The sequence below is a fragment of the Enterobacter vonholyi genome (genome assembly GCF_008364555.1).
GTDB classification, from domain to species: domain Bacteria; phylum Pseudomonadota; class Gammaproteobacteria; order Enterobacterales; family Enterobacteriaceae; genus Enterobacter; species Enterobacter vonholyi.
Map to the genome: position 1 here is coordinate 22,948 of NZ_VTUC01000014.1, position 26,142 is coordinate 49,089.

Annotated in this window: 36 protein-coding genes; 28 read left to right on the forward strand and 8 right to left on the reverse strand. The window is 54.3% G+C overall.

Going from position 1 to position 26,142, the window contains the following annotated elements; translation table 11 throughout:
• The first annotated feature begins 42 nt into the window (after positions 1-42).
• The 3 genes from F0319_RS17205 to F0319_RS17215 all read left to right on the forward strand — a co-directional run bounded on the left by F0319_RS17205 (position 43) and on the right by F0319_RS17215 (position 807).
• Complete coding sequence (locus F0319_RS17205; RefSeq protein WP_023209082.1) at positions 43-225, forward strand: hypothetical protein; 183 nt, start codon at positions 43-45, stop codon at positions 223-225.
• A 3-nt stretch (positions 226-228) separates the two neighbouring features.
• Positions 229-462 (forward strand): DinI family protein, encoded by a 234-nt coding sequence (locus tag F0319_RS17210; protein WP_023278476.1) that lies wholly within the window; start codon positions 229-231, stop codon positions 460-462.
• An 87-nt stretch (positions 463-549) separates the two neighbouring features.
• The gene (locus F0319_RS17215; protein WP_149367426.1) at positions 550-807 is read left to right on the forward strand and encodes a hypothetical protein; all 258 of its coding nucleotides are present in this window, start codon (positions 550-552) and stop codon (positions 805-807) included.
• A gap of 311 nt (positions 808-1,118) precedes the next feature.
• Here F0319_RS17215 and F0319_RS17225 read toward each other — a convergent pair whose 3' ends face one another.
• Together F0319_RS17225 and F0319_RS17230 are read right to left on the reverse strand one after the other, a co-directional pair.
• Positions 1,119-2,144: a phage portal protein gene (locus tag F0319_RS17225; protein ID WP_149367427.1), complete on the reverse strand. Its 1,026-nt coding sequence runs from the start codon at positions 2,142-2,144 to the stop codon at positions 1,119-1,121.
• On the reverse strand, positions 2,144-3,916 hold the full coding sequence (locus F0319_RS17230; protein ID WP_149367428.1) for a terminase ATPase subunit family protein: 1,773 nt from the start codon (positions 3,914-3,916) through the stop codon (positions 2,144-2,146). Before F0319_RS17230 ends, F0319_RS17225 begins: the two co-directional genes overlap by 1 nt.
• A gap of 166 nt (positions 3,917-4,082) precedes the next feature.
• Here F0319_RS17230 and F0319_RS17235 point away from each other — a divergent pair, with 166 nt between their 5' ends.
• The 11 genes from F0319_RS17235 to F0319_RS17285 all read left to right on the forward strand — a co-directional run bounded on the left by F0319_RS17235 (position 4,083) and on the right by F0319_RS17285 (position 9,757).
• On the forward strand, positions 4,083-4,937 hold the full coding sequence (locus F0319_RS17235) for a GPO family capsid scaffolding protein (protein WP_149367429.1): 855 nt from the start codon (positions 4,083-4,085) through the stop codon (positions 4,935-4,937).
• A gap of 55 nt (positions 4,938-4,992) precedes the next feature.
• The gene (locus F0319_RS17240) at positions 4,993-6,060 is read left to right on the forward strand and encodes a phage major capsid protein, P2 family (protein ID WP_149367430.1); all 1,068 of its coding nucleotides are present in this window, start codon (positions 4,993-4,995) and stop codon (positions 6,058-6,060) included.
• A gap of 3 nt (positions 6,061-6,063) precedes the next feature.
• Positions 6,064-6,819: a phage terminase small subunit gene (locus tag F0319_RS17245; RefSeq protein WP_149367431.1), complete on the forward strand. Its 756-nt coding sequence runs from the start codon at positions 6,064-6,066 to the stop codon at positions 6,817-6,819.
• A gap of 99 nt (positions 6,820-6,918) precedes the next feature.
• A complete protein-coding gene (locus F0319_RS17250; protein ID WP_149367432.1) occupies positions 6,919-7,425 on the forward strand; it encodes a head completion/stabilization protein in 507 nt (168 codons plus the stop codon).
• Positions 7,425-7,628 (forward strand): tail protein X, encoded by a 204-nt coding sequence (locus F0319_RS17255; protein ID WP_023333101.1) that lies wholly within the window; start codon positions 7,425-7,427, stop codon positions 7,626-7,628. Before F0319_RS17250 ends, F0319_RS17255 begins: the two co-directional genes overlap by 1 nt.
• The gene (locus F0319_RS17260) at positions 7,619-7,840 is read left to right on the forward strand and encodes a hypothetical protein (RefSeq protein WP_001354073.1); all 222 of its coding nucleotides are present in this window, start codon (positions 7,619-7,621) and stop codon (positions 7,838-7,840) included. The genes F0319_RS17255 and F0319_RS17260 overlap by 10 nt, the downstream gene beginning before the upstream one ends.
• Positions 7,824-8,333 (forward strand): lysozyme, encoded by a 510-nt coding sequence (locus F0319_RS17265; protein ID WP_047634706.1) that lies wholly within the window; start codon positions 7,824-7,826, stop codon positions 8,331-8,333. The genes F0319_RS17260 and F0319_RS17265 overlap by 17 nt, the downstream gene beginning before the upstream one ends.
• Positions 8,330-8,755 (forward strand): Rz-like lysis system protein LysB, encoded by a 426-nt coding sequence (gene lysB, locus F0319_RS17270; protein WP_149367433.1) that lies wholly within the window; start codon positions 8,330-8,332, stop codon positions 8,753-8,755. The genes F0319_RS17265 and lysB overlap by 4 nt, the downstream gene beginning before the upstream one ends.
• Entirely contained in the window at positions 8,643-8,888 is a 246-nt protein-coding gene (lysC, locus tag F0319_RS22400; protein ID WP_240168108.1) for an Rz1-like lysis system protein LysC, read from the forward strand. Before lysB ends, lysC begins: the two co-directional genes overlap by 113 nt.
• Positions 8,851-9,318: a phage tail protein gene (locus F0319_RS17280; RefSeq protein ID WP_126328742.1), complete on the forward strand. Its 468-nt coding sequence runs from the start codon at positions 8,851-8,853 to the stop codon at positions 9,316-9,318. The genes lysC and F0319_RS17280 overlap by 38 nt, the downstream gene beginning before the upstream one ends.
• Positions 9,311-9,757: a phage virion morphogenesis protein gene (locus F0319_RS17285; protein ID WP_149367435.1), complete on the forward strand. Its 447-nt coding sequence runs from the start codon at positions 9,311-9,313 to the stop codon at positions 9,755-9,757. The genes F0319_RS17280 and F0319_RS17285 overlap by 8 nt, the downstream gene beginning before the upstream one ends.
• Before the next feature lie 75 nt (positions 9,758-9,832).
• On the opposite strand, the gene F0319_RS17290 is transcribed toward F0319_RS17285, so the two are convergent.
• Complete coding sequence (locus F0319_RS17290) at positions 9,833-11,566, reverse strand: HEPN domain-containing protein (protein ID WP_149367436.1); 1,734 nt, start codon at positions 11,564-11,566, stop codon at positions 9,833-9,835.
• Between the two features lie 276 nt (positions 11,567-11,842).
• Here F0319_RS17290 and F0319_RS17295 point away from each other — a divergent pair, with 276 nt between their 5' ends.
• The 14 genes from F0319_RS17295 to F0319_RS17360 all read left to right on the forward strand — a co-directional run bounded on the left by F0319_RS17295 (position 11,843) and on the right by F0319_RS17360 (position 22,445).
• A complete protein-coding gene (locus F0319_RS17295; RefSeq protein ID WP_149367437.1) occupies positions 11,843-12,484 on the forward strand; it encodes a phage baseplate assembly protein V in 642 nt (213 codons plus the stop codon).
• The gene (locus F0319_RS17300; protein WP_149367438.1) at positions 12,481-12,831 is read left to right on the forward strand and encodes a GPW/gp25 family protein; all 351 of its coding nucleotides are present in this window, start codon (positions 12,481-12,483) and stop codon (positions 12,829-12,831) included. Before F0319_RS17295 ends, F0319_RS17300 begins: the two co-directional genes overlap by 4 nt.
• A 5-nt stretch (positions 12,832-12,836) precedes the next feature.
• On the forward strand, positions 12,837-13,745 hold the full coding sequence (locus F0319_RS17305; protein ID WP_149367439.1) for a baseplate assembly protein: 909 nt from the start codon (positions 12,837-12,839) through the stop codon (positions 13,743-13,745).
• Positions 13,738-14,346, forward strand: coding sequence for a phage tail protein I (locus F0319_RS17310; RefSeq protein WP_149367440.1), 609 nt, complete (start codon positions 13,738-13,740; stop codon positions 14,344-14,346). Before F0319_RS17305 ends, F0319_RS17310 begins: the two co-directional genes overlap by 8 nt.
• The gene (locus F0319_RS17315; RefSeq protein WP_240168109.1) at positions 14,343-15,272 is read left to right on the forward strand and encodes a phage tail protein; all 930 of its coding nucleotides are present in this window, start codon (positions 14,343-14,345) and stop codon (positions 15,270-15,272) included. The genes F0319_RS17310 and F0319_RS17315 overlap by 4 nt, the downstream gene beginning before the upstream one ends.
• A 2-nt stretch (positions 15,273-15,274) precedes the next feature.
• Positions 15,275-15,703, forward strand: coding sequence for a tail fiber assembly protein (locus F0319_RS17320; protein WP_149367441.1), 429 nt, complete (start codon positions 15,275-15,277; stop codon positions 15,701-15,703).
• Between the two features lie 124 nt (positions 15,704-15,827).
• Positions 15,828-17,021 (forward strand): phage tail sheath protein, encoded by a 1,194-nt coding sequence (locus F0319_RS17325; RefSeq protein WP_149367442.1) that lies wholly within the window; start codon positions 15,828-15,830, stop codon positions 17,019-17,021.
• Positions 17,022-17,033: 12 nt separating this feature from the next.
• A complete protein-coding gene (locus F0319_RS17330) occupies positions 17,034-17,552 on the forward strand; it encodes a phage major tail tube protein (protein ID WP_023333115.1) in 519 nt (172 codons plus the stop codon).
• Positions 17,553-17,612: 60 nt separating this feature from the next.
• Complete coding sequence (locus tag F0319_RS17335) at positions 17,613-17,921, forward strand: phage tail assembly protein (RefSeq protein WP_149367443.1); 309 nt, start codon at positions 17,613-17,615, stop codon at positions 17,919-17,921.
• Positions 17,918-18,076 carry a GpE family phage tail protein gene (locus tag F0319_RS17340; protein WP_240326290.1) on the forward strand — a complete coding sequence of 53 codons (159 nt, stop codon included), beginning with the start codon at positions 17,918-17,920 and terminating at the stop codon, positions 18,074-18,076. The genes F0319_RS17335 and F0319_RS17340 overlap by 4 nt, the downstream gene beginning before the upstream one ends.
• Complete coding sequence (locus F0319_RS17345) at positions 18,066-20,513, forward strand: phage tail tape measure protein (protein ID WP_149367444.1); 2,448 nt, start codon at positions 18,066-18,068, stop codon at positions 20,511-20,513. Before F0319_RS17340 ends, F0319_RS17345 begins: the two co-directional genes overlap by 11 nt.
• A gap of 12 nt (positions 20,514-20,525) precedes the next feature.
• Entirely contained in the window at positions 20,526-20,990 is a 465-nt protein-coding gene (locus tag F0319_RS17350) for a phage tail protein (protein WP_023333118.1), read from the forward strand.
• Positions 20,987-22,150 carry a phage late control D family protein gene (locus F0319_RS17355; protein WP_149367445.1) on the forward strand — a complete coding sequence of 388 codons (1,164 nt, stop codon included), beginning with the start codon at positions 20,987-20,989 and terminating at the stop codon, positions 22,148-22,150. Before F0319_RS17350 ends, F0319_RS17355 begins: the two co-directional genes overlap by 4 nt.
• A gap of 76 nt (positions 22,151-22,226) precedes the next feature.
• Complete coding sequence (locus F0319_RS17360; RefSeq protein WP_071847085.1) at positions 22,227-22,445, forward strand: DNA-binding transcriptional regulator; 219 nt, start codon at positions 22,227-22,229, stop codon at positions 22,443-22,445.
• Positions 22,446-22,589: 144 nt separating this feature from the next.
• Here the strand turns inward: F0319_RS17360 and rplS are convergent, their stop codons facing one another.
• The 5 genes from rplS to ffh form a co-directional block, all read right to left on the reverse strand.
• Positions 22,590-22,937: a 50S ribosomal protein L19 gene (gene rplS / locus F0319_RS17370; protein ID WP_002914145.1), complete on the reverse strand. Its 348-nt coding sequence runs from the start codon at positions 22,935-22,937 to the stop codon at positions 22,590-22,592.
• Positions 22,938-22,980: 43 nt separating this feature from the next.
• Positions 22,981-23,748, reverse strand: coding sequence for a tRNA (guanosine(37)-N1)-methyltransferase TrmD (gene trmD / locus F0319_RS17375; protein WP_149367447.1), 768 nt, complete (start codon positions 23,746-23,748; stop codon positions 22,981-22,983).
• A 31-nt stretch (positions 23,749-23,779) separates the two neighbouring features.
• The gene (gene rimM / locus F0319_RS17380) at positions 23,780-24,319 is read right to left on the reverse strand and encodes a ribosome maturation factor RimM (RefSeq protein WP_164850638.1); all 540 of its coding nucleotides are present in this window, start codon (positions 24,317-24,319) and stop codon (positions 23,780-23,782) included.
• 15 nt (positions 24,320-24,334) lie between these two features.
• A complete protein-coding gene (gene rpsP / locus F0319_RS17385) occupies positions 24,335-24,583 on the reverse strand; it encodes a 30S ribosomal protein S16 (protein WP_003863133.1) in 249 nt (82 codons plus the stop codon).
• Between the two features lie 116 nt (positions 24,584-24,699).
• Positions 24,700-26,061, reverse strand: a complete 1,362-nt coding sequence (gene ffh / locus F0319_RS17390; protein WP_014884878.1) for a signal recognition particle protein — start codon at positions 26,059-26,061, stop codon at positions 24,700-24,702.
• Positions 26,062-26,142 lie beyond the last annotated feature (81 nt).

The following is a 26,142-nucleotide window of genomic DNA, read 5'->3' on the forward strand; positions in this document are numbered from 1 at the left end:
TACTGTACAAACATACAGTAAAAACTCTATGGGAGGGATTTCATGGTTGGCGAACATTTCAGCCGAACTCAGCAAAAGTGGGCATGCGTGCAATTTATTGCCGAGGTATCTCTGATTGCAAACTGCAAACCAACAGACTTAAAGCTCGCGCTCACTCTCATTGCGGATCTTGCAAACAGCGAAAATAACGAAACCGAAGATGATATTTTTTATAAGGCTGAATAGTTTATGAGAATCAATATCACGCTGGATAAAGAGCAAAAAATTAGCCAAACGACGTTGGATGCACTTGAGGCTGAGTTGTACCGCAATCTTCAACCTATTTACCCAAAGACTGCGATCCGCATTCGCAAAGGTTCTGCAAATGGTGTTGAGCTAAGCGGTTTGAAACTGGACGAAGATAAAAAGCGAGTAATGGAAATCATGCAGCAGGTATGGGAGGACGATAGCTGGCTGCATTAACAAACTCCGCCGATGCTGAAACTTGCTTTCAGTGCCGGTGGCGTTGAACAACGAGCCCGGCGAGGCGTTAGCATTTCTGGAGGGGTTATGGCGGGTCATGACTTAGATTTTCAGGTGGTCTATCGGGGTAAGACCTTAGAGTATTACCGCCCCGGAGGGTGGGTTTTCTTCCAGCGGCCTAAAGATTGCGGCGGCGGGTACTGGCTGGGGCGCACTTATGATGGCATTTTTATGATTGAGTACGAGCGACCGGTATCGCTAAATGATGGTATGGACTTTCTGGCCTCAATGAAAAAAGTAGAGGCAAAAAGCGAGGAGTTTGACCCGAATTATTCACTTTTTTAGCGGCGCATGCATCAGGTGCATGAGTTTGCATTCGTTTTTGATTCCAGTATTTGCGAGCCAGCGCCAGCGCTGGCGCGGCTCGGGGCTCCTGATGCACCTGCATTTAAAGCGACCCGTTAAGCGGGCAGGCGAGGCGGGGATAGCACTGCGCGCCAGGCGTGGAGACAGGATTTATTTTGCGCGTCTGTGCGCGTCGTGGCGGCGCGCTGTGAGGTGAGGTTTAATCGTGGGCGGTGACGGGATTGCGTGGCGTGTGCGGCGTCTGGTGAGGTCTGAGGGTGTACCGCCCGTAGGCGGCATTTTGGGCGGGGTTACTCGGTATCGATGCTGTAATCCTTAAAGCGGATCACCTCCATTCCTAACCAGTCGTTTATCTCTTTAAACCGCTCCTGCAGCGGCGTCAGCTCGTTACGTACAAACACCCGCGCCACCTTCTCGATATCACCCATCGAGCCGATATTTTCAGGCTTGCCGCCCATGAGCTGGAACGGCACGCGGTGCGCATCGAGCAGGTCAGCGGCGCTCACCTTCTTGATGTTAAAAAAATCATCCTTCGTGGCGACTTCACTCAGCGGAATAATCTTGATCCCGTCCGGTTTACCGTTAGGAGCATGGAGGAAAATATTTTTAAAATTCCCCATACCCTTCGAGTTAGCCATGGCTTTTCTAATTGCTTCAATGTCGGTGCTGTTTTGAGCCGCATCGGTCACATACATGATGTAGCCCGCGTGTGCGCCGTTCTGGTAATACTTTCGACGATACAGCGTAGCGGATTCATTCAGCCAGGCGGAATTGAGCGCGCTCAGGTATTCCGGCATCCCGTAGAGCTCCTGATTGATATCCGGCTCAAGCAGATGGCACACCGAACCGGGGGCGAACTGGTGCGGGTGTGTGTAGTCCGACACGTACCAGTAAACCCCCTCCTCTACTCCCCGGCGGGTGTATTTGGCCGGGGAAGTTTCCAGTTTAAAGAGCTGGCCGGTAACGCTCATTCGCTTTTCAAGGTAGCCGTTAGCAAACACCAGATAATCGAGCACAAGGCGGCTGAAGTCCTGACGAGACAGCAACGGGTGCGGAATAAAGGTGCTGGTCAGAATGTTGCGCTTGACGTAAATCGGGGAGCTGTGGTGTACGGCTGCGCGCAGGCTTTTTGCCAGTCCCGAGAAGTTGACCGGCGGCTCGTACCATTTGCCGTTATTGATGCATTCGACATAGTCGAGGATGTCGCGGCGATCCAGAACGGGCGACGGCTCACCAAAAGTGAAGGCCTCCATTTTCTGCGGCGCGCTGACAGTCATGCTGGTTTGTTTTGGCTGTTTCTTTTGGCTTTTTTTCATCAGTAGTTAATATCCAGAATTGTAGTTGATTGCATACCGCTACCGGCTGATAGCGGCTCGTTTACCAACGCATGCATGGTCGCCCACGCGACATCCGCGTGGCTGGATTCCTCGCTGCGGCTGGCTTCATAAGTGGCGCTGCGGCCACTGCTGGTCATGGTTTTGCGGATAGCCATAAATGACTGCGTGATGTCGGTCGCACCGGCGTCGTATTCCAGACACCCGCGCCTGATGGTGTCTTTCGCTTTCAGCACCATTGCGGTTTTCATTTCCGGCGTGTAGCGGATAGCGCGCGCCGCCGGGAAGAATGAGCGCACGAGCTGGTAAACACCCTGGCCGATGCCGGTCGCATCGATGCCGATATAGTCGACGGTGTACTTCTCGGTCAGCGCCCGGATGGCCTCGGCCTGTGCGGCAAAGTCCATGCCTTTCCACTGATGACGCTCAAGGATGCGGAACTTGCCACCGGCAATGAGCGGCGGAGCCAGTACCGCGCACCCGGCGCTGTCGCCGGTGTGTGACGGGTCATAGCCAATCCAGACCGGGCGCCAGTTAAACGGACGGTCGGCGAACGGCTCGAAGTCCTCCCATTCTTCCATCGCATCGACCATGCAGCGCTGCAGCTCCTCGAACGGGAATACCGACGCCTTATCGTCGACGAACTCGCACATAAACAGGTTACGGAAGTCATCCGCGCTGTTTTCCTGCCTGAGCTGGTCGAGGTTAAACAGGGTGCAACCACCGGCGAGCGCGTCCTCAATGGTGACAATCTGCCGCCACTGGCCGTCTCCGCACAGCACGCCACCGGCAAGCGCCTGATGACTGATATCAATGTCGACACGTTCGTCGCGGTTGCTGCGGCCACGGTTAAACAGCTCGCCTGACCAGAACGGGTAAGCGCCATGAGCCAGCGTCGACGGCGTCGAAAAATAGGTTGTACGGAGGTGTGACTGCGAGGCCATACCGGAGGCTACTTTGCGCAGCTTCTGGAAATTGGGGATCCAGAAAATTTCATCGACGTACAGGTCGCCGTTGTGGCTCTGCGCGGTGTTGGAATTGGTCCCGAGAAAAATCAGCTCAGCGCCATTGTTGCCGATGACGATCGGGTCGCCTGACAGGTCGACGTCAACCAGACGGGCAAAGGCGATGATGTACTTACGGAAAACGTAAGCCTGCGTTTTACTGGCCGACAAAAATATCTGGTTTTGCCCGGTCTTAAGCGCGCGCAGGAGGGACTCACGGGCAAAGTAGAACGTCGCGCCAATCTGGCGCGATTTCAGGATGTGGCGGATGCGGTGCTCTAACCCTGCTTTATGCCATCGGAGCTGATACTCAAACGACTGGTCGAAGAAAATCTCTTCCAGTTTCTCTATGGCCTCCTCGCTGAAATAATTACGTTTCGGCTTTTTGCGATCGCCTTTGTTGCGGCTGGCGATATTAGGGTTTAAATCCACCTCGTTTCCGGTCTGGCCGTAGCGGTTAACGCGCGCGAGCCGCTCCATCTGGCGCGACAGAAAATCAGCGACTTTGAAGTCATGCGCGGTCAGGTCTGGCTTTGCGTAGAGCTGGATAAGCCGCGCCTCCAGCGTCGATTCCACGCGGTTAATCGGCGCGGTTTCTTCCCATCCATCGCGCTGTTTCCAGCTCTGTACGGTCGGGCGCTTGAGCTGCAGCATGTCGCAGATTTGCGGCACGGCGAACCCCTGCCAGTACAACAGGCGCGCCTGTCGTCGCGGGTCATTGAGCAGTGAAAGGTCAGTTGAAATGGTCATGCTTGCCTCGTTTTTGGTGTTACGTGGCAAGGCTAAGGAAATGGGGTGTTATAAGCGCTAAGTGCCTGTTGTGTCACATCTAATCAGATCGTAAGCGGTGGCTGATACGGGTCAGAGTCGGGAAACTAAACCCGACCCGAAAACCCAACATCAGGACACCTGAACAATGGCAAAGAAAGTCTCTAAATGGTTTCGCATCGGCGTCGAGGGTGACACCTGCGATGGCCGCGTCATCAGCGGCGATGATATTCAGGATATGGCCGACACGTTCGACCCGCGCGTCTACGGCTGCCGCATTAACCTCGAACATATCCGGGGGCTGATGCCCGACAGTCCGTTTAAACGCTATGGCGATGTGACCGAGCTTAAGGCGGAGATTATCAGCGATGGCTCTGCGCTCGAGGGCAAAAAAGCGCTGTACGGCAAAATCCAGCCGCTCGACGAGTTGGTCAGCATGGTTAAGGCCGGGCAGAAGGTTTACACCTCCATGGAGATCCGCCCGAACTTTGCCAACAGCGGCAAGTGTTACCTCATCGGGCTTGCCGTCACCGATGACCCGGCAAGCCTCGGCACCGAATACCTCGAATTCTGCAGCCGCGCCGCGCAGAACCCGCTCGCCGGTAAAAAAGACCAGCCGGACGACGTTTTTTCTGTGGCCTCACTGGCTGAGCTGGAGTTTGAGGACGTCCCCGACACCAGGCTCAACAGCCTGACCGATAAGGTTAAAGCCATTTTTGGCCGTAAGCAGGCCAGCGATGACGCGCGTCTCGCTGATGTGCATGAGGCGGTGACCACCGTCACCGAGCAGGTGCAAACCAATCTCAACGCTACCGACCAGCGCGTCACCGAGCTGGAGACCGCTTTTGCACAGCTTAAGCAGGACGTGAACAGCAAAGTCGATGAAAACGCGCAGGCGTTCACCTCCCTGAAAAGCTCTCTCGACAGCACCGAAAGCCAGCGCCAGCCGCGCCGCGAGCTTTCAAAAGGCGGTACGGGCGACGAGCTGCTGACCAACTGCTGATAACACGCCGGGCGCGTTGCCCGGTCTCAACCTTTTTACCCGAACAGGAAACACCATGCGTAAAGATACCCGCTTTAAATTTAATGCCTACCTGTCCCGCGTCGCGGAGCTGAACGGCGTTTCCACCGATGACGTGGCGAAAAAATTCACCGTCGAGCCGTCGGTCACGCAAACCCTGATGACCACCCTGCAGATGTCATCTGCGTTTCTGACCAAAATCAACATCGTGCCGGTCGACGAGCTGAAAGGCGAAAAAGTCGGGGTAGGCGTTAACGGTACGATTGCCAGCACCGCCGACACCGCCGGTGATGATGAGCGTACGACCGCTGACTTTACCGCGCTGGAGTCGAATAAATACGAGTGCGCGCAGATTAACTTTGACTTCCATATCCGCTACAAACAGCTCGACCTGTGGGCGAGATTCCAGGACTTCCAGACCCGTATCCGTGACGCGATTATCAAGCGCCAGTCACTCGATTTCATCATGGCCGGTTTCAACGGCATCGAGCGCGCGGCGACCTCCGACCGTAAAAAGAATCCGATGCTGCAGGACGTGGCGACGGGCTGGCTGCAGAAGTACCGCAATGAAGCACCAGCGCGCGTGATGTCGAAAATCACCGCCGAGGACGGTACGGTTATTTCTGAAGTGATCCGCGTGGGTAAAAACGGCGACTATGCGAACCTCGACGCGCTGGTCATGGATGCCACCGGTAACCTGATTGACGAGATTTATCAGGATGACCCGGAGCTGGTCGTCATCACCGGCCGTAAGCTGATGGCTGATAAGTATTTCCCGATCGTCAACAAAGACCAGGAAAACACCGAGTCGCTGGCCGCTGACATCATCATCAGCCAGAAGCGAATCGGCAACCTGCCAGCCGTGCGCGTGCCTTACTTCCCGGCAGATGCGCTGATGGTCACGCGTCTCGATAACCTGTCGATTTACTTCATGGATGACGCACACCGCCGCGCCATTATCGAAGAGCCGAAGAAAGACCGCGTAGAAAACTACGAGTCAATGAATATTGACTACGTGGTTGAGGCTTACGCCGCCGGTTGCCTGATTGAAAACATCAAGCTCGGTGACTTCACCGCACCTGCAGCACCGGAAAGCGGAGAGTAAACCATGACGAGTCCCGCAGCGCGTCACATGATGCGGGTCTCGGCCTCTGAAACAGCGCAGCGGGCTGCTGTCCCGCTGCGTAATGCAACTGCCTATGAGCAGATGCTCGTTAAGCTGGCCGCAGACAACCGCACGCTAAAACAAATCAGCTCCAAAGAGCGCAAAGCTGCGAAAAAGCGCGAGCTGCTGCCGTTCTACCTGCCGTGGGTCGCTGGCGTCCTCGCAAACGGCAAAGGCGCGCAGGATGACATCGTCATGACGGTGATGCTCTGGCGTCTCGATGCTGACGATATCGCCGGGGCGCTGGAAATCGCCCGCTATGCGATGACCTACGGCCTGACCATGCCGGTCGGTCGCCGTCCGACGCCGTGCCTGCTGGCCGAAGAAGTGGCACTGGCCGCGCAGCGCCTGCTCACGGCAAAACAGCCGGTCAATCTGGCGAACCTGCTTGACACTATCGCGCTGACCGAGCGCGCGGATATGCCCGATATCGTGCGTGCGAAGCTGCACAAAATCACCGGCTACGTGCTGCGTGATGCGGAGCAACTGCCGGAGGCGATGGCACACCTGCAGCGTGCGATCCAGTTAGAAAGCACTATCGGGGTGAAAAAGGATATCGAGCAGTTAGCGCGCCAGCTCAGGCCAAAACCCGAACCGGCGCCGAAAACCAAAACGACTCAACCGCGCACGCGCAAACCTGCCGCCAAACCGGCGGCACGGCGCGGGCGTCCACCAAATGCGGCAAAAGCCGCAGGTTAAACGAGCGCTCCCCGAGCCGGGCGGCACGCCGGTCAATGCGGGTATCAATTGCCCTGACTGCGACCGGCGTCCACCGCCCACCCATTACCCGAGGTTGTCATGACGACACTGATTATTGAGCCAAAAAAAGAGCCGCAGGATGTGCCGGGCGTGGTGATACCGCCGCCGGGCGTGAGCGAGCCGGTAATCAAAAACACCCCGTTTTTTCCTGACGTTGATCCGAAGCGCGTGCGCGAGGAAATGCGTTTAGAGCAGACCGTTTCCCCCGTGCGCCTGCGCCGGGCGATTAAAAACGCGATCGCGGAGACAAACGCGGAGCTGAGCGACTGGCGCGAAAGTCAGCTCGATGCCGGTTACGCCACGCTGGCGGATGTCCCGACCGACGAGCTCGACGGCGAGAGCGTGCGCGTTTTCCACTACTTCAACGCCGTGTGCTCGATGACGACGGCCACGCTATATGAGCGTTTTCGCGGCGTGGATGCGACCGCCAAAGGAGACAAAAAGGCTGACAGCATCGACAGCACCATCGATGAAATGTGGCGGGACATGCGCTGGTCTGTGGCGCGCATCCAGGACAAAGCGCGCTGCATTGTGGGGCAAATCTGATGAAAGCGTATGCGCTGCAGGGCGACACCCTCGACGCGATTTGCGCCAGGTACTACGGGCGCACTGAGGGCGTGGTCGAAACCGTCTTAGAGGCTAATCCCGGCCTGTCTGAGCTCGGCGTGATCCTGCCGCACGGCACGGCAGTTGAGCTGCCCGAGACCGAAAGCGCGGCCAGAACAGAAACGGTGAATCTATGGGACTGAGTATGGAAAAAATCACCACGTTTATTGCCTACTGGCTGGCCGTGGGGCTGGCGTATGTCGGGGCAATGTCCCCCGAAAAGATGGCGCTTTACGTGGGCGGCGGATGCGCCATTTTTACCGCGCTGACGAACTACTGGTTTAAGCGCAAGACGTACCTCTATCTGACATCGCTCGGACTCGATAAAGGGGCTATTCGTGAAATCAATCGTTAAAAAATGCAGTGTGGCCGCCGTGCTGGCGCTGGCAGCGCTGATGCCTGACTTTCGTCTGCTTAACACCTCGCCCGGGGGGCTGGCGCTGATTGCCGACCTCGAAGGCTGTCGCCTGACGCCTTACCAGTGCAGCGCGGGAGTGTGGACATCGGGCATCGGCCACACTGCAGGCGTCGTGCCAAAGGGGGAAATCACCGAGCGGCAGGCGGCGGCGAATCTCGTCGCGGATGTGCTGAACGTCGAGAAACGTCTGGCCGTATGCGCGCCGGTGAAAATGCCGCCGCAGGTTTACGACGCGCTGGTCAGCTTCTCATTCAACGTGGGAACCGGCGCGGCCTGCCGGTCGACGCTGGTCTCGTTTATCAAACGCCAGCAATGGCCGCAGGCGTGCGACCAGCTCACCCGCTGGGTTTACGTGAACGGTGAAATTAACAAAGGGCTGGAAAACCGCCGCGCGCGCGAGCGTGCTTACTGCCTCAGGGGGATTCAATGAAAGTGATGTTGTTTTTACTGGCCGCGCTTATTGCGGTTGTGCTCTGGCAGCGTCATGAAAACGGCAACCTGACGCGCTCGTTTGAACGGGCGAACAGGGTCGCCACGGAACAAAAAACCGCGATCGGCATGCTGAAAAATCAGCTTTCCGTTTCGCAGGGAATTGCCAGGCGAAATGAAACCGCACAGGTCAGTTTACGCGGCGAACTGCTGGCCGCAGGTGCAATGGCCGTGCGACGTGAACAAACCATTACGAGGCTGATTAATGAGAATGAAACACTACGCCGCTGGTATGCCGATAAGTTGCCTGATGTTGTGCGCAGGCTGCACACCCGCGCTGGTTGCGCCTCCGCCGGTCATTGTTTACAGCGCCTGCCCGAAGGTGAGCTATTGCCCGATGCCGGGAAGCGACCCGGGCACTAATGGCGACCTGAGCGCCGATATTCGCAGGCTTGAGCACGCGCTCGCCGCCTGCGCGCTGCAGGTTGAAACCGTCAAAGACTGTCAGGATAAACTCGATGAAGAAAGCACGCAGCCTGCGCGAAGCTCTGATTAAAGCCGTTCCGCAGCTTGAAACAAATCCCGAAATGATGCGCATCTTTGCCGATGAGGGGAATATCGATGCGCGTCTCGCGGCCTCGCTGTCGCACGAGAAAATTTATACCCTGAATGTGATCGTGTGTGACTTTGTGGGCGACCCTGACCTGATTTTCGTGCCTGTGGCCGCATGGCTAAGGGAAAACCAGCCGGATATCTGCACGCTCGATGACGGGCGCAAAAAGGGCTACCGTTTCCAGATGGATTTGAACGACGGGGACAGCGTCGATATCAGCATCAGCCTGCAGCTCACCGAGCGCACCATCATAAGGGAGGAAAACGGCGCGCTGCACGTGAGCTATGCACCTGAGCCTCCGCTGCCGGAGCCAGTAACCCCACCAAAAGAGCTCTATCTTGACGGAGAGCTGGCGAGTAAATGGGATGAGTGAATTTAAGCCCTTTGATGACCGGCTCAATAGTCTGATTGCTGCCCTGTCACCTGCTGCACGCCGTAAGCTTGCCGGAGAGATAGCAAAGGAGCTGCGCAAGTCGCAACAGCAACGTATCAAGCTGCAGAAAGCACCGGACGGCTCACCGTATCAGGCGCGAAAGCGTCAGCCGCTCAGGGCTAAAACCGGGCGGATTAAACGGGCGATGTTCCAGAAGCTCCGAACAAGCCGCTACATGAAAGCCACTGGCCGCGAAAACAGCGCGGTGGTCGAATTCACCGGCAAAGTGCAGCGTATAGCGCAGATACACCAGTACGGACTAAAAGACAGACCAAACACACATGGTAAGGAGGTTCAGTACGCGGAACGTCCGTTACTTGGTTTCAGTTTTGAAGATGAAATACTCATTCGAGATTTGGTAATTAATAGCTTTAATTAACAATTTTATTACTTGAAGTGGGTGTTTGGAAATATTACAAACACCCATTTGCTATGATGTTCTTTGTGATGTTGTCTATTTTTTAAATGATATCCAAGGTGAGTTATAAGCAATTATCGTTTTATCTTTATACTTGCAATAGAGTTTGCCGATAATTTCAAGGCAAAATATTCCATCCAAATGGTAGTTTTCATATATATAATTGCAAAAACCCTCTGTAGAGAACGTTCGGCCTCTTGAAGTTCTAAAATATTCCATCATGTCAATCAACTTCGGATCGAAAAAACTAAGACTGTTTGTTTTTTTATTTTCTAAGACTGGGAAGTCAAAGGCGAATACATTATTCATTTTTGAAAAGGTATCGTAATCAATATCGATCACCTTGCCTTCTCCTATGTAAATATCCAATTTCATCTCATCGAGAAGAGCATTCATTTTTATATTGTTATGTGAGGCTGATATCATTTTTGCAAAATGCTTTTCCGTGATGCCTAACTTTTTAAATGCTAAACATGTAAGTAGTAATGCTAATTTGTTTAGCAATATATTTATCTTGCTGGGGGAGTTGTCCTTTCCTTTATCTGATGTGAACTCTATAGGTATGCCATGTGCAGCAGCATCTCTAATTTTTTTTATTGTGATGAAGTCCTGCTCTGTGAAGTTTATAATCTCCAATAAATCATTATCGATGGTTTTTAAAGCGTATTGATATCGCTCTTGAAAATTTGGCGTGATGGTGTTTTTGAAGTTTATTATATGCTTGCTGAGCGAGTCTAATATTATCTTGTTAGTGGGGTTATTCAGATCCAAAAGTTTTGCTTTTTCATCCAGTAAAGAAATTAGATCGTTTTTTATCTCTTTCATTTTGGATGGAGGGATTCTAACTTTTGCACTGCTATCAACTAGTTGTTGGCTGTAAACATCTAGAATGCTTGCGAGTCCCAGTATTTTATATTCCCAGTAACCATTGTAAGAATGCATGCTAACGAGTCTAGCCCATACATTTTGAAATTCAGATGAATTTTCATCTGAAAAATAATTTTTAAAAATTAAAGCCCACTGTTCATTGGTTATGTTTAATGGGTGGGTTATTAATGCCTTGGCTTGATAGGTTATATTGTTAGCGTCTGAATATCGATATGGGAAATAAAAAGGAGAGTAAATGTTATTCTCACTACCTAGTGAAACGTATTTAATGGAGAGGCCCGCACCCAAGATTAGTGAGAAAAAATTAACCATCAGTATTGATAGTTTCTGTGCTTCTTCAAGGGATAGTGTACCATTATTTTTTTCAATGCAAACTGTTGAATCCTCAGATATTGTGGTGTCATTTTCATTATGGGAGATAGAAAAACTGTGGGAGATAGTTAGTTCGTACTCTGCTTTATTATGTTTGAACTTTGTATTAAGAAATTCACTTTTTATTTTCTTGCTCAGACAGTCGTTTTCTGCATGAAATCCATTTAGACCATTAAAGAAAGTAAATAGACCTGGTATGGATATGTATATTTTGGAATACGAGTGATGAGCATTGTTTTTAATGATGAATTTAGGGTATATGCAGTTGGAATGTATGCTGCATGAGTGCAGGAGAAAGACATCATTTTTGTGAGAGCAGCTTATCACTGATTCGGTACCTTTAAAGCTCTTGGTTCTTTTTAATTCAAGCATCCCTGGAAAATCAATGCTTAAAAAAGGTACAGCGTTGCTCTTTATAATAAATACACCTTTGGTGATGAAGTTATCATCAATGTAAACATCAACATCTAGCTCTATGTTTTCAGAAAAATGTAATTCATCATTTTGCATGCATATGTCCTTGTAAGTTTAAATATTGGTAAGATTTGATAATGCTTGTTACCAATTAAAAGAAGAGTTGAATGTATCAATATTAACGAATGATCTTTTAAAAGATCAAGATGAGTTTTTACTGGGTGAGATATCGACATTGGAAAAATTGCAACGCTTTAGTAAAAATTTCGGATTTGACTTTTTTAGGGGGGATAGTGATGGCGCTTCGTTGTAGGAGCGTTCAAAGAACTCTTGTACGTAGTCAGAATTCTTGCTCTTCGTCATCATTTCCCCATGAATAATCTAAATTCTCTGCAGGAAATCGCTCGCGCGATCCGCAACCTTATCCGCACCGGCATCGTCACCGACGTCGACCACTACGAGGGGCTTTGTCGTGTCCAGACCGGCGGCATGGAAACCACCTGGCTGAACTGGCTTACCAGTCGCGCCGGTCGATCACGCGTATGGTGGGCTCCGTCCGTTGGTGAGCAGGTGCTTTTACTGGCGATAGGCGGCGAACTCGATACGGCCTTTGTTCTGCCCGGCATTTTCTCGGATGACAATCCTGCGCCGTCTGCCTCCCCTGATGCGCTTCATGTTTCCTTTCCTGACGGGGCGGTCATCGAGTACGAACCCGAAAACGGGGCGCTCACCGTGTCAGGCATCAAAACCGCTGACGTCACCGCATATGATTCCATTACGGCCACCGTGCCGGTGGTGCTGGTGAAAGCGTCGAGCCGCATCACGCTCGATACGCCGGAGGTGGTATGCACCAACAAGCTGACGACCGGCACGCTCGAAGTGAAGAACGGCGGGGAGATGAGCGGGAACATCGAGCACACCGGCGGGACACTGAAATCAAACGGCGTGCAGGTGGATAACCACGACCACGGCGGCGTCGAACGGGGCGGAAGCTGGACGGAGGGCATCAAATGACGGTGCGTTATCTGGGAATGAACAGCCAGACCGGCCTCAGTATCTCTGAGGTTGAGCATATCCGGCAAAGCGTGCGCGACATTCTGGTAACGCCGGTAGGCTCGCGCGTCATGCGTCGTGAATACGGCTCGCTCCTGTCGCAGATGATTGACCAGCCGCAGAACCCGGCGCTGCGCCTGCAGATTATGGCCGCGTGCTATTCCGCAATCCAGAAGTGGGAGCCACGCGTAGACCTCGCGACCATTACCTTTGAACGGTCGGAGACCGACGGCGGGCTGTATGTCGACATCACCGGCACCCGTTCGACCGGCGGCCAGCCATTTTCCATCACCATTCCACTGAGCTAATCACTATGGCAACCGTTGACCTGAATCAGTTACCCGTTCCCGATGTGGTGGAAGAACTGGACTTTGAAACCATTCTTGCCGAACGCATCGCGACGCTAATATCGCTTTATCCCGAAAATCAGCAGGAGGCTATCGCCCGGACGCTGGCACTTGAGTCAGAGCCGATTGTGAAGCTGCTGCAGGAAAACGCCTACCGTGAAGTTATCTGGCGTCAGCGTGTGAATGAAGCCGCGCAGGCGGTAACGCTGGCCTATTCAACCGGTCACGATCTTGACGTCGTGGCCGGGAACAACAATACCGCGCGACTGACCATCACCCCGGCGGATGACACTACCATCCCGCCGACGCCTGCTGTTATGGAGTCCGACACCGACCTCCGTCTGCGTACGCAACAGGCATTTGAAGGCCTGAGCGTGGCGGGTCCGGTCGGTGCTTATGAGTATCACGGCCGCAGCGCCGACGGGCGGGTCGCTGACGTCTCGGTCGAAAGCCCGTCGCCCGCCTGTGTGACGATTACCGTTTTATCGCGCGAGGGTGACGGCACCGCGAGCCCTGAATTACTGGCGATTGTTGATAAGGCGCTGAATGCCGAGGATGTGCGCCCGGTGGCCGACCGGGTAACCGTCCAGTCAGCTGAAATTGTGCCGTACCAGATTGACGCGACGCTCTACGTTTACCCCGGTCCCGAATCTGAGCCCATCAGGCAGGCATCAGAGCAGAGGCTTCAGAGCTATATCAGCGCGCAGCACCGCCTCGGGCGTGATATCCGGCTGTCAGCCATTTACGCGGCGCTGCATGTTGAGGGGGTGCAGCGTGTCGAGCTGGCATCACCGCAGGCCGATATTGTGCTGAGTAAGTCGCAGGCGTCGAACTGTACCGAGTACCAGATAACTATCGGGGGCTCGGATGAGTGACCGGCTGTTACCCGTCGGCTCGTCGCCGCTGGAGGTTGCCGCCGCTGCCGCGCTCGCTGAGATTCAGCGCGTGCCGGTACCGCTGCGCACCCTGTGGAACTGGCGCACCTGCCCGGTAAACCTGCTGCCGTATCTGGCGTGGGCGCTGTCGGTCGACCGGTGGGATGAGAAGTGGCCGGAGGCGACAAAGCGCAGCGTCTGCGCGTCGTCGTTTTTCGTCCATCAGCACAAAGGCACCATCAGTGCATTGCGTCGGGTGGTCGAGCCGCTCGGCTTTCTGATTGAGGTGCGCGAGTGGTGGCAGCTCAATGAGGAGCCTGGAACATTCCGCCTCGTTGTCGGCGTGCTCGACAGCGGCATCACTGACGAAATGTATCAGGAGCTCGAGCGCCTGATTGAAGACGCCAAACCGGCAAGCCGCCACCTGACGGGGCTTGCTATCAGCCTGAGTGCGACCGGTGAGCTGTATGTCGGCGCGGGATGCTACGACGGCGACGCGCTCACCGTTTACCCCTACACCCCCGAGGAAATTGTCGTCGGCGGTGAATATTACCCGGCCTCGGCCATCCATTTGATTGATAACCTGAGAGTGAACGCATGACCGCAAAATATCTTGCCATTCTGACCAATCAGGGCGCGGCGCGGCTGGCGAACGCGGCGGCACTCGGTACCAGACTAAACCTGACGCAGATGGCCGTCGGTGATGCGAATGGTACGCTGCCGACCCCTGACCCGGCGCAGACGAAGCTCATTAACCAGAAGCGCATCGCGCCGCTGAACCAGCTGAATGTTGACCCGGCCAATACCAGCCAGATTATCGCGGAACAGATTATTCCCGAGAATGAGGGCGGTTTCTGGATACGCGAGATTGGTCTCTACGACGATGAGGGGATTCTGATTGCTGTGGCAAACTGCCCGGAGACCTACAAGCCGCAGCTGCAGGAGGGGAGCGGCCGCACGCAGACCATCCGAATGATTCTGATTGTATCGAGCACGTCGGCCATTACCCTGAAAATCGACCCGTCGGTGGTGCTGGCAACGCGGCAGTATGTCGACGACAAGGTTATCGAGGTGAAAGCCTATGCTGATGATTTGCTTAAAAAGCATGTCGCGGGAAATAACCCACATGCACAATACCTGATGATTGCGAACGCATTAAAAGAAATGGCCGACGCCGGTTTGGTTGGTGAAGTTCTAAAAAACCTCGGTTTGCAATACTCCATTAGCGAACCCGATGCAGAAACAGTTGTTTACACGCTGCCCGGCGGTTATAAGCTCATGGCTTTTAACCGATTGGTGAATAACTCAACTACCGTTGGGACGGGAGTTACAACTCCAATAACGTTTCCTCAGTCGTTCCCTTTGAGATTGATTGCTGTGTTCGCTACCAAGAAAAACTATGTTCAGGCGGCTGTGAGCTGCGAGAACCACTCGCTGACTGGCTTTGATGCTGTGGTCACGCTGATAACAACTATTGCGGGTGGTATTACAAGCACTCGCGCAATGTTTTTCGCTATTGGGAAATGACCATGAAATATTTCTACAGCGCTAAAAATAATGCGTTTTATTACTTCGGCTGGAAAGATGAATATGATGCTGCTGGTACATGGCCAGATGATGCAGTTGAAATTTCTGATGAGATTCATGAAAAGTACTCGACTGACGCGCCGAAAGGTAAAATTTTAACTGCTGGCGCTGACGGTATGCCTACATGGGGCGATGTCCCACCACCGACTCACGAAGAAATTGTGTGTCAAGCGAGCGTTGAAAAACAGAACCGAATTGATGCTGCAAACAACTATATGAGCGCTAAGCAGTGGCCAGGCAAGGCCGCGATTGGCCGTCTGAAGGACACTGAAAAAAGTCAGTACAACGAGTGGTTAGACTATCTTGATGAGCTCGAAGCCATAGATACGTCCATCGCGCCGCATATTGAGTGGCCGGAAAGACCAGAATAAACGAAGCCCTCCACCCGGAGGGCTTTTTTGTATGTTGTGTTATCCCTCCACCAACGGCATTGCATCGCGCCTGCGCGACACACAACAGAAAATAGTCGCACCCCCTAACCACGGAGTTAAACAGATGGGCGACTATCATCACGGCGTCGAGGTCATCGAGATTAACGATGGCACGCGCACCATTTCCACCGTCTCGACGGCCATCATCGGCATGGTCTGCACGGCCAGCGATGCTGACGACAAGACGTTTCCTCTTAACGAGCCGGTGCTGATTACCAGCGTGCAAACGGCTATCGGTAAAGCCGGTAAAAAAGGCACGCTGTCAAAATCCCTGCAGGCCATCGCCGACCAGTGCAAGCCGGTCATTGTGGTGGTGCGAGTTCCCGAAGGTACCGACGACCCGTCAGACCCGGAAGCGGCGCAGAAAGAAACCATTTCCAACATCATCGGCACGACGGACGAAAACGGCAAATACACCGGGCTGAAAGCGCTATTAACGGCGAAAACCGTCACCGGCGTTAAGCCGCGCATTCTCGGCGTGCCGGGGCTGGATACGCAGGAAGTGGCGACCGCACTTGCGTCGACCTGCCAGAGCCTGCGCGCGTTTGGCTATGTTAGCGCGTGGGGCTGCAAGACCATTTCCGACGCCATCAAATACCGTGAGAACTTCAGCCAGCGCGAGCTCATGGTCATTCATCCTGATTTTCTGGCATGGGACACCACGGCGAACGAAACGGATATTGCATGGGCGACCGCCCGCGCGCTCGGCCTGCGTGCCAGAATCGACCAGACAATCGGCTGGCACAAAACGCTGTCCAACGTCGGCGTGAATGGCGTCACCGGCGTAAGCGCCTCGGTCTCATGGGATTTGCAGGAGCAGGCTACCGACGCCAATCTGCTGAATCAGGCCGGGGTGACAACGCTCATCCGCAACGATGGCTTTAAGTTCTGGGGCAACCGCACCTGCTCGGACGATCCGTTATTCGTGTTTGAAAACTACACCCGCACGGCGCAGGTGCTGGCCGACACGATGGCGGAGGCGCACGCGTGGGCGATGGATAAGCCGGTTTCTGCAACGCTCATCCGCGACATCGTCGCCGGTATCAATGCCAAATTCCGCGAGCTGAAAAATAACGGCTATATCGTTGACGGCTCATGCTGGTACGACCCGGAGTCAAACAGCGTGGAAACACTGAAAGCCGGGAAACTGTATATCGATTACGACTACACCCCCGTCCCGCCGCTGGAAAACCTGACCCTGCGCCAGCGCATCACCGATACCTATCTGGCAGACCTGTCAGACTCGGTCAACAGCTAAGGAGCTCAGAGCATGGCGTTACCACGCAAACTGAAATACCTGAATATGTTTAACGACGGTCTCAGCTACATGGGCGTCGTTGAATCCGTCACCCTGCCAAAGCTGACCCGCAAGCTTGAGAAATATCGCGGCGGCGGGATGCCGGGCTCGGTGTCGATTGACCTCGGCCTCGACGACGACGCGCTGTCGCTTGAGTGGACGCTGGGCGGTCTGCCTGACGTTGAGTTGTGGGCGCAGTACGCGTCACCGGGTGCCGACAGCGTGCCGCTGCGCTTCACCGGCTCATTCCAGCGCGATGACACCGGCGCAATTTCTGCCGTTGAGGTGGTCATGCGTGGCCGTCACAAGGAGTACGACGGCGGCGAGAACAAGCAGGGCGAAAGCGGCACGACCAAAATCGCGACCGAATGCTCGTATTACCAGCTCACGATTGACGGCAAAGAAGTCATCGAGATTGACGTCGTCAATATGGTGATGAAAGTCGACGGCGTCGACCGTCTCGCAGAGCACCGCCGGGCGATTGGCCTGTAACCCGTTAACCGGTCAGCGAGGCTGGCCGGTCACTTACTCATATTCAAAGAGAGCAACATCATGGAAAACATCAACGAAATCACCACCACCGAAACCGAAAACCCAAACATTGTGATCCTCGATAATCCCGTCATGCGCGGTGAGCAAAAAATCGAACAGGTGACCGTGACCAAACCCAACGCCGGTACTCTGCGCGGTGTGAGTCTGGCCTCGCTGGCAAACTCTGATGTCGATGCGCTGATTAAGGTGCTGCCGCGCATGACATACCCGGCGCTGACCGAACCCGAGGTCATGCGTCTGGAAGCGTCAGACCTGATTTTGTTCGCCGGTAAGGTGGTCGGTTTTTTGTCACCATCTTCGGCTCGCTGACCTTCCCGGATAACCTTTCGGTCGATGACCTGATGGCGGATATCGCGGTGATATTTCACTGGCCGCCATCAGAGCTGAATTCCCTGAGCGTGACCGAGCTCATCACATGGCGCGAAAAGGCGCTGCAGCGAAGCGGACACCACCATGAGCAATAACGTCAGACTTGAGGTACTGCTGAACGCAGTTGACCGGGCAAGCCGACCGCTTAAAGCTATCCAGACTGCCAGCAAGACCCTTGCTGGCGATATCCGCACTTCTCAAAACAGCCTGCGCGATCTGAATGCGCAGGCTGGCCGAATTGACGGATTCAGGAAAGCGAGCGCACAGCTTGCCGTGACAGGCCAGTCGCTTAACAAGGCGAAACAGGAAGCCGCCGCGCTGGCCGTCCAGTTTAAAAATACGCAGAACCCCACAACCGCGCAGGCGCGCGCGATGGAGGCGGCAAAGAAATCCGCCGCTGACCTGCAGCTCAAATACAACAGCCTCAGGCAGTCGGTACAGCGCCAGCGCACCGAGCTCGCGCAGGCCGGGATTAACACCCGTACTCTCTCGGCGGATGAGCGCCGCCTGAAAACCAGCATCAGTGAAACGACTGCGCAGCTAAACCGGCAGCGCGAGGCACTGGCGCGGGTCAGTCAACAGCAGGCGCGACTGAGTCGCGTTAAAGAGCGTTATCAGGCCGGTAAATCCCTTGCCGGAGGCGCTGCTGCGGCAGGCGCGGCGGGTGTAGGATTCGCCACGGCGGGAACGATGGCCGGGGTGAAGTTGATGATGCCGGGCTATGAATTTGCACAGAAAAACTCTGAGCTGCAGGCCGTGCTCGGCGTCGATAAACAGTCACCCGAAATGGAGGCGCTGCGCAAACAGGCGCGCCAGCTCGGGGACAATACCGCTGCGTCTGCAGACGATGCGGCGAGCGCGCAGATTATCATTGCGAAAAGCGGCGGGGATGCCGCAGCGATTCAGGCGGCGACGCCGGTCACGCTGAATATGGCGCTGTCTAACCGGCGCTCGATGGAAGAAAACGCCGCGCTGCTGACGGGTATGAAATCCGCGTTTCAGATGTCTAACGACCAGATCGCGCACATCGGCGACGTGCTGTCGATGACCATGAACAAAACGGCCGCTGACTTTGACGGGCTGAGCGACGCGCTGACGTATGCTGCGCCGGTGGCAAAAAATGCCGGGGTCAGTATCGAGCAGACAGCCGCAATGGTCGGCGCGCTCCATGACGCCAAAATCACCGGCTCGATGGCGGGGACGGGCAGCCGTGCCGTCCTGAGTCGCCTGCAGGCTCCGACCGGTAAGGCATACGAGGCCATTAAAGAGCTCGGCGTTAAAACGTCTGACAGCAAGGGCAACACGCGCCCGATATTCGCCATTCTGAAAGAAATGCAGCGCAGTTTTGAGAAAAACAATCTCGGAACAAGCCAGAAAGGCGAGTACATGAAAACCATCTTTGGTGAGGAAGCCAGCTCGGCGGCGGCGGTACTGATGACCGCTGCCTCAAGCGGCAAACTCGACCAGCTCACGGCGGCGTTTAAAGCCTCGGACGGGAAAACCGCTGAGCTCGTTAAAATCATGCAGGACAACCTCGGCGGCGACTTCAAAGAATTCCAGTCAGCCTATGAGGCCGTCGGTACTGACCTGTTTGACCAGCAGGAAGGGTCACTGCGTAAGCTCACCCAGACTGCCACGAAATATGTGTTAAAGCTCGACGGCTGGATCCAGAAAAATCAGGGGCTGGCGCAGACCATCGGCATCATAGCAGGCGGCGCACTGGCAATTATTGGTATCCTCGGGGCAATTGGTCTGGTCGCCTGGCCGGTCATTACCGGCATTAATATTTTAATTGCCGGTGCGTCGCTGCTCGGGACGGTTTTCTCTGTGGTGGGCGGTGCCATTATGACCGTGCTCGGGGCGCTTACCTGGCCGATTGTGGCTATTGGCGTTGTCATCATCGCCGGTGCGCTGCTCATCCGCAAATACTGGGAGCCAATAAGCGCATTTTTCTCAGGCGTAATGGAGGGGATAAAGCAGGCTTTTGCCCCTGTAGTGGAGTTATTCGAACCGTTAAAGCCGGTTTTTGACTGGCTGGGTGACAAACTTAAAGCGGCGTGGCAGTGGTTTAAAGACCTGATCGCACCGGTTAAGTCGACGCAGGAGACGCTCGACAGCTGCAAAAATGCGGGTGTGATGTTCGGTAAGATGCTGGCCGAAGCGCTGATGTTACCGCTCAAAAGCTTTAATACATTGCGTACCGGCGTTAACTGGTTACTGGAAAAGCTCGGGGTTATCAATAAAGAATCGAGCGACCTTGACCAGAAGGCTGCTAAAGCCAGTGCCGCCACCGGCTCGCAAAATGGGTCTTATATTCCGGCAACCTCAGCATATGGCGGTTATCAGGCATATCAGCCGGTAACGGCACCCACGGGTAAGACTTACGTCGACCAGAGCAAGCCTGAATACAACATTAATCTGAATGGTGGCATCGCGCCGGGCAGCGACCTTGACCGGCAACTCCGCGAGGCTGTCGATAAATTCGACCGTGAAAACCGTGCGCGTCAGCGCTCAAGTATGCGCCATGACTGAGGGGGATAAAGCATGTTAATGGTTTTAGGTTTGTTTGTGTTTGAGCGCCGTACGCTGCCCTATCAGTCTATGCAGTATTCGAAGGATTACCGCTGGGCGTCAAACGACCGTATCGGCAAGCCACCGGCTTACCAGTATCTTGGGGAAGGGGAAACCACGCGCACGCTGTCGGGCGTGCTCTATCCCGAAATTACCGGCGGACGTCTGTCACTGACCGCCATCGAGCTGATGGCAGACGAGGGGCGCGCGTGGCCGCTGATTGACGGAACGGGCATGATCCACGGCATGTATGTCATCGACAAAGTGACGCATACGCACACCGAGTTATTCAGCGACGGAGCGGCGAGAAAAATCGAGTTTAGCCTTTCTCTTAAGCGGGTCGATAAATCGCTGGCAGCCATTTATGGCGACCTGAAAACGCAGGCCGACAATCTGGTCACGTCTGCCGGTGACTGGCTGGGAGGGCTGGCAGGATGATTACAGGAATGGATATTCAGGCCGGGGCGAAGATTGCCCCGGCGTTTATGCTTAAGCTGGATAACGATGATATCACGCAGGATTTTAGTGACCGTCTTATCAGTCTGACCATGACCGATAATCGCGGATTCGAGGCCGACCAGCTCGATATTGAGCTTGATGACACTGACGGTCAGATAGCTTTGCCACCGCGCGGCGCATCCCTGACACTGTGGTTAGGCTGGAAGGGTGCAGCGCTGATAAAAAAAGGGACGTTCACGGTCGACGAAATCGAGCACAGGGGCGCGCCTGATACGCTGACCATCCGGGGGCGCAGCGCCGATTTTCGCGGGACGCTGAACTCGCGCCGGGAACAGTCATGGCATGACACTACGCTCTGGCAAATTGTGGAGACGATTGCGGCACGCAATAAGCTGACGGCCAGCGTGGCCGACACGCTGAAAGCCGTCGCCGTGCCTCACATTGACCAGTCGCAGGAATCCGACGCGGTGTTTCTGTCCCGCCTGGCTGACCGGAACGGGGCGTCGGTTTCGGTAAAAGCGGGAAAACTGTTATTCCTGAAAGCGGGGAGCGGTAAGACGGCCAGCGGAAAGCCCATTCCGCAGATGACGCTTGAGCGCGGGGACGGCGATCGTCATCAGTTTGCCATTGCTGACCGGGAAGCCTACACCGGCGTGACGGCAAAGTGGCTGCACACCAAAGACCCGAAGCCGCAAGAGCAAAAGGTGAAGCTCAAGCGTAAGCCAAAAGAGAAGCACCTCCGCGCGCTGCAGCACCCAAAGGCTACCAAAGCCCCGGCGAATGCCAAAGCCAAAAAAGAGCAGGAAGCGCGCGAGGGTGAGTATATGGCCGGTGAGGCTGACAACGTGCTGGAGCTTACGACCATTTACGCGACAAAGGCGCAGGCCATGCGCGCCGCGCAGGCGAAGTGGGACAAGCTGCAGCGAGGTGTCGCGGAGTTTTCAATCTCGCTGGCGATCGGCCGGGCAGATTTATTTCCTGAAACGCCAGTCGCGGTGAAAGGCTTTAAGCGCGTTATAGACGAGCAGGCATGGATAATCAGCCGGGTGGTGCATAACCTCAACGGGAACGGCTACACGACGAATTTAGAGCTTGAGGTTAAGATTTCGGATGTTGAGTACGAGCAAGCGAACGATTAAACAATACAAATTTTGTCTTGCAAATGCAAATTTGAGGTTTATCATCCCGACTAGGCCATGAGAGGGGGATATAATTATGATGCACTGTCCATTATGCCAGGACGCTTCACACGCAAGGTCAAGCCGGTATTTAAGCACTGAAACAAAAGAGCGTTATCACCAGTGCCAAAACATAAACTGTGGCTGTACTTTTGTAACACACGAAACACTTGCAAGGTACATAGTTAAGCCAGGTGAAGTGGTGCCAGCCCCGCCCCACCCCTCAAAATACAATCAGGGTAGTCTGTGGCTTTGAACCTGCTCCGGCAGGTTTTTTTATTTCTATCGCCAAAGCGTTAATCTCTGCCGCCAATTTGCCGCCATCGCCAATAAAAAAGGGGTTAGCATTACGCCAACCCCTTGTTTTCTACAAGCTTTCGGATGTTGCGAAAGCGCGTTATTAGTTCAGACGCTCTTTAATACGAGCAGACTTACCAGTACGCTCACGCAGGTAGTACAGTTTAGCTTTACGTACAGCACCACGACGTTTAACAGCAATGCTGTCAACTACCGGAGAGTGAGTCTGGAAGACACGCTCAACGCCTTCGCCGTTGGAAATTTTACGAACAGTGAATGCAGAGTGCAGACCGCGGTTACGAATAGCGATAACCACGCCCTCGAATGCCTGCAGACGTTTTTTGGAACCTTCAACAACCCATACTTTCACTTCCACGGTGTCACCTGGACGGAAGGAAGGTACGTCCTGCTTCATCTGCTCTTGTTCAAGTTGCTTAATAATGTTGCTCATAATTTAATCTCTTATCCTGGGTAAACTGATATTCGGGAGCGTATTACGCATTCCCATCATGTTCATGCTGCTGGTGCGCGTGTTCATTTTTGAACTCGGCCAGCAACTTTGCTTGCTCTTCAGTCAGAGCCAGGTTTTCCAGAAGTTCAGGTCTTCTATGCCAGGTTCGGCCCAGCGACTGCTTCAAACGCCAGCGACGTATCTCGGCATGGTTTCCAGACAGTAACACTGCCGGAACTTCCATCCCTTCTAACACTTCAGGACGAGTATAGTGTGGACAGTCCAGCAACCCGTCGGCAAAGGAATCTTCCGTTGCCGAAGCTTCATGGCCCAGAACACCCGGAATAAACCGGGCGACGGAGTCAATCAGCGTCATTGCCGGTAACTCACCACCGCTGAGAACGTAATCGCCGATAGACCATTCTTCGTCAATCTCGGTTTGAATTACGCGCTCATCTATCCCTTCGTAGCGCCCACAGACCAGAATCAGCTTTTGATTCGTCGCCAGTTCGCTCACGCCCGCTTGATCAAGCTTGCGTCCCTGAGGTGACAGATAAATCACCTTTGCGCCTTCACCTGCCGCGGCTTTTGCTGTGTGAATGGCGTCCCGTAAGGGTTGCACCATCATTAGCATCCCCGGTCCGCCGCCGTAAGGACGATCGTCCACGGTACGGTGCCGGTCATGAGTAAAGTCACGAGGACTCCAGCTCTGGATGCTCAGCAGGCCATTCTTTACTGCCCGGCCAGTTACCCCGTAATCGGTAATCGCGCGGAACATTTCAGGAAACAGGCTAATTATGCCAATCCACATAGCGCCGTCTTTTACCGTTTATCCGGAGAATTTAAAAACCAGGATCCCAATCTACTTCAATGGTTTGAGTAGTGAGATCGACTTTCTTGATAACCTGTCCATCGAGGAACGGGACCAACCGCTCCTTGATGCCAAATGCATCTTTCAGGTTTGCCTTAATGACGAGAACGTCATTTGACCCGGTTTCCATCATATCGATGACTTTCCCCAGGCTGTAGCCTTCGGTAGTGACCACCTGGCAACCCATAAGGTCTTTCCAGTAGTAGTCGCCCTCTTCCAGCTTTGGCAACTGCGACGAATCCACGACAATTTCACAATTAGTCAGCGCATTCGCGGCATCACGATCGTCAACGCCTTTCAGCTTGATGATGATGTCCTGATTGTGGTGACGCCAGCTTTCCAGCTCGACCTCTTCCCACTTACCGCCTTTCTGGATGAACCAGGGCTGGTAATCAAAAATGCTATCAGCGTCTTCAGTGGAGGAAAACACTCTGAGCCAACCACGGATACCGTAGCAAGAACCCATTTTTCCCAATACGATCGGTTCAACAGGTGCTTTACTGCTCATCATGACCACCGTGACAGATTAAGCTGCTTTGTTTGCTGCTTTGATCAGCGTAGCAACGCGATCGGAAACAGTAGCGCCCTGGCCAACCCAGTGAGCGATACGATCCAGATCCAGACGAGTTTCTTCTTCCGCGCCAGCGGCCAGTGGGTTGAAGAAACCAACACGCTCGATGAAGCGACCGTTGCGTGCATTACGGCTGTCAGTCACAACAACCTGGTAGAACGGACGCTTTTTAGCGCCGTGACGTGCTAAACGAATAGTTACCATAACATCCTCTTGTGTGAATAAAACAACCGGGCCCCATCGAGGAACGGAGCCCGGGTGTCATATTAAAAGCCCGAAAATTTTACTCATTTTCGGGCAAAAAGCAATCTCAAAAGCGATTAACGCCCTGGAAAACCGGGAGGCATCATGCCTTTCATCCCGCGCATCATCTTCGCCATGCCGCCTTTCTTCATTTTCTTCATCATGCGCTGCATGTCGTCGAACTGTTTCAGAAGGCGGTTAACGTCCTGCACCTGCATGCCGCAACCGGCTGCGATACGGCGTTTACGGGAACCTTTGATGATGTCCGGGTTAGCGCGCTCTTTCAGCGTCATCGAATTGATGATCGCCTCCATACGCACCAGCACCTTGTCATCCATCTGCGCTTTCACGTTGTCAGGGATCTGGCCCATGCCCGGCAGTTTGCCCATCAGGCTGGCCATGCCGCCCATGTTTTTCATCTGACGCAGCTGCTCAAGGAAGTCGGTGAGATCGAACCCGTCTCCTTTTTTCAGCTTGCTGGCGAGTTTCTCAGCCTGCGCGCGGTCAACCTTGCTCTCGATATCTTCGATCAGCGACAGCACGTCGCCCATGCCGAGGATACGGGAGGCAATACGGTCCGGGTGGAACGGCTCCAGCGCTTCAGTTTTCTCGCCCACGCCGAGGAATTTGATCGGCTTGCCGGTGATGTGGCGAATCGAGAGGGCCGCACCGCCGCGGGCATCACCGTCCACTTTGGTCAGCACGACGCCGGTTAACGGCAGCGCTTCATTAAACGCTTTCGCGGTATTCGCCGCATCCTGACCGGTCATGGCGTCGACAACAAACAGGGTTTCTACCGGATTGATAGAGGCATGCACCTGCTTGATCTCGTCCATCATCGCTTCGTCAACGTGCAGACGACCGGCGGTATCCACCAGCAGCACGTCGTAGAATTTCAGCTTCGCTTCTTTCAGCGCGGCGTTAACGATGTCGACAGGCTTCTGCGCCACGTCGGACGGGAAGAAATCCACGCCAACCTGCTCAGCCAGAGTTTCCAGCTGTTTGATCGCCGCCGGGCGATAGACGTCCGCAGAGACCACCAGCACTTTCTTCTTGTGCTTTTCGCGCAGGAATTTACCCAGCTTACCGACGCTGGTGGTTTTACCCGCCCCCTGCAGGCCCGCCATCAGCACCACGGCCGGTGGCTGAGCGGCCAGGTTAAGCACCTGGTTCTCTTCGCCCATCGCTGAAACCAGTTCATTACGAACGATTTTGACGAACTCCTGACCCGGAGTCAGGCTCTTGTTAACTTCATGACCAACCGCCTTCTCTTTTACGCGGTTGATAAAATCACGAACAACCGGCAACGCGACGTCTGCTTCCAGCAGCGCCATGCGCACTTCGCGCAGCGTTTCCTTGATGTTCTCTTCAGTAAGGCGTCCGCGGCCGCTGATGTTGCGCAGCGTGCGCGACAAACGATCGGTTAAATTATCAAACATTGTCTCTCGCCTGAGTAGAAACGTTGGGCCGCATTGAGCGACACATACACAGAATTTTGCCGGAGTATAACATGAAGGCGC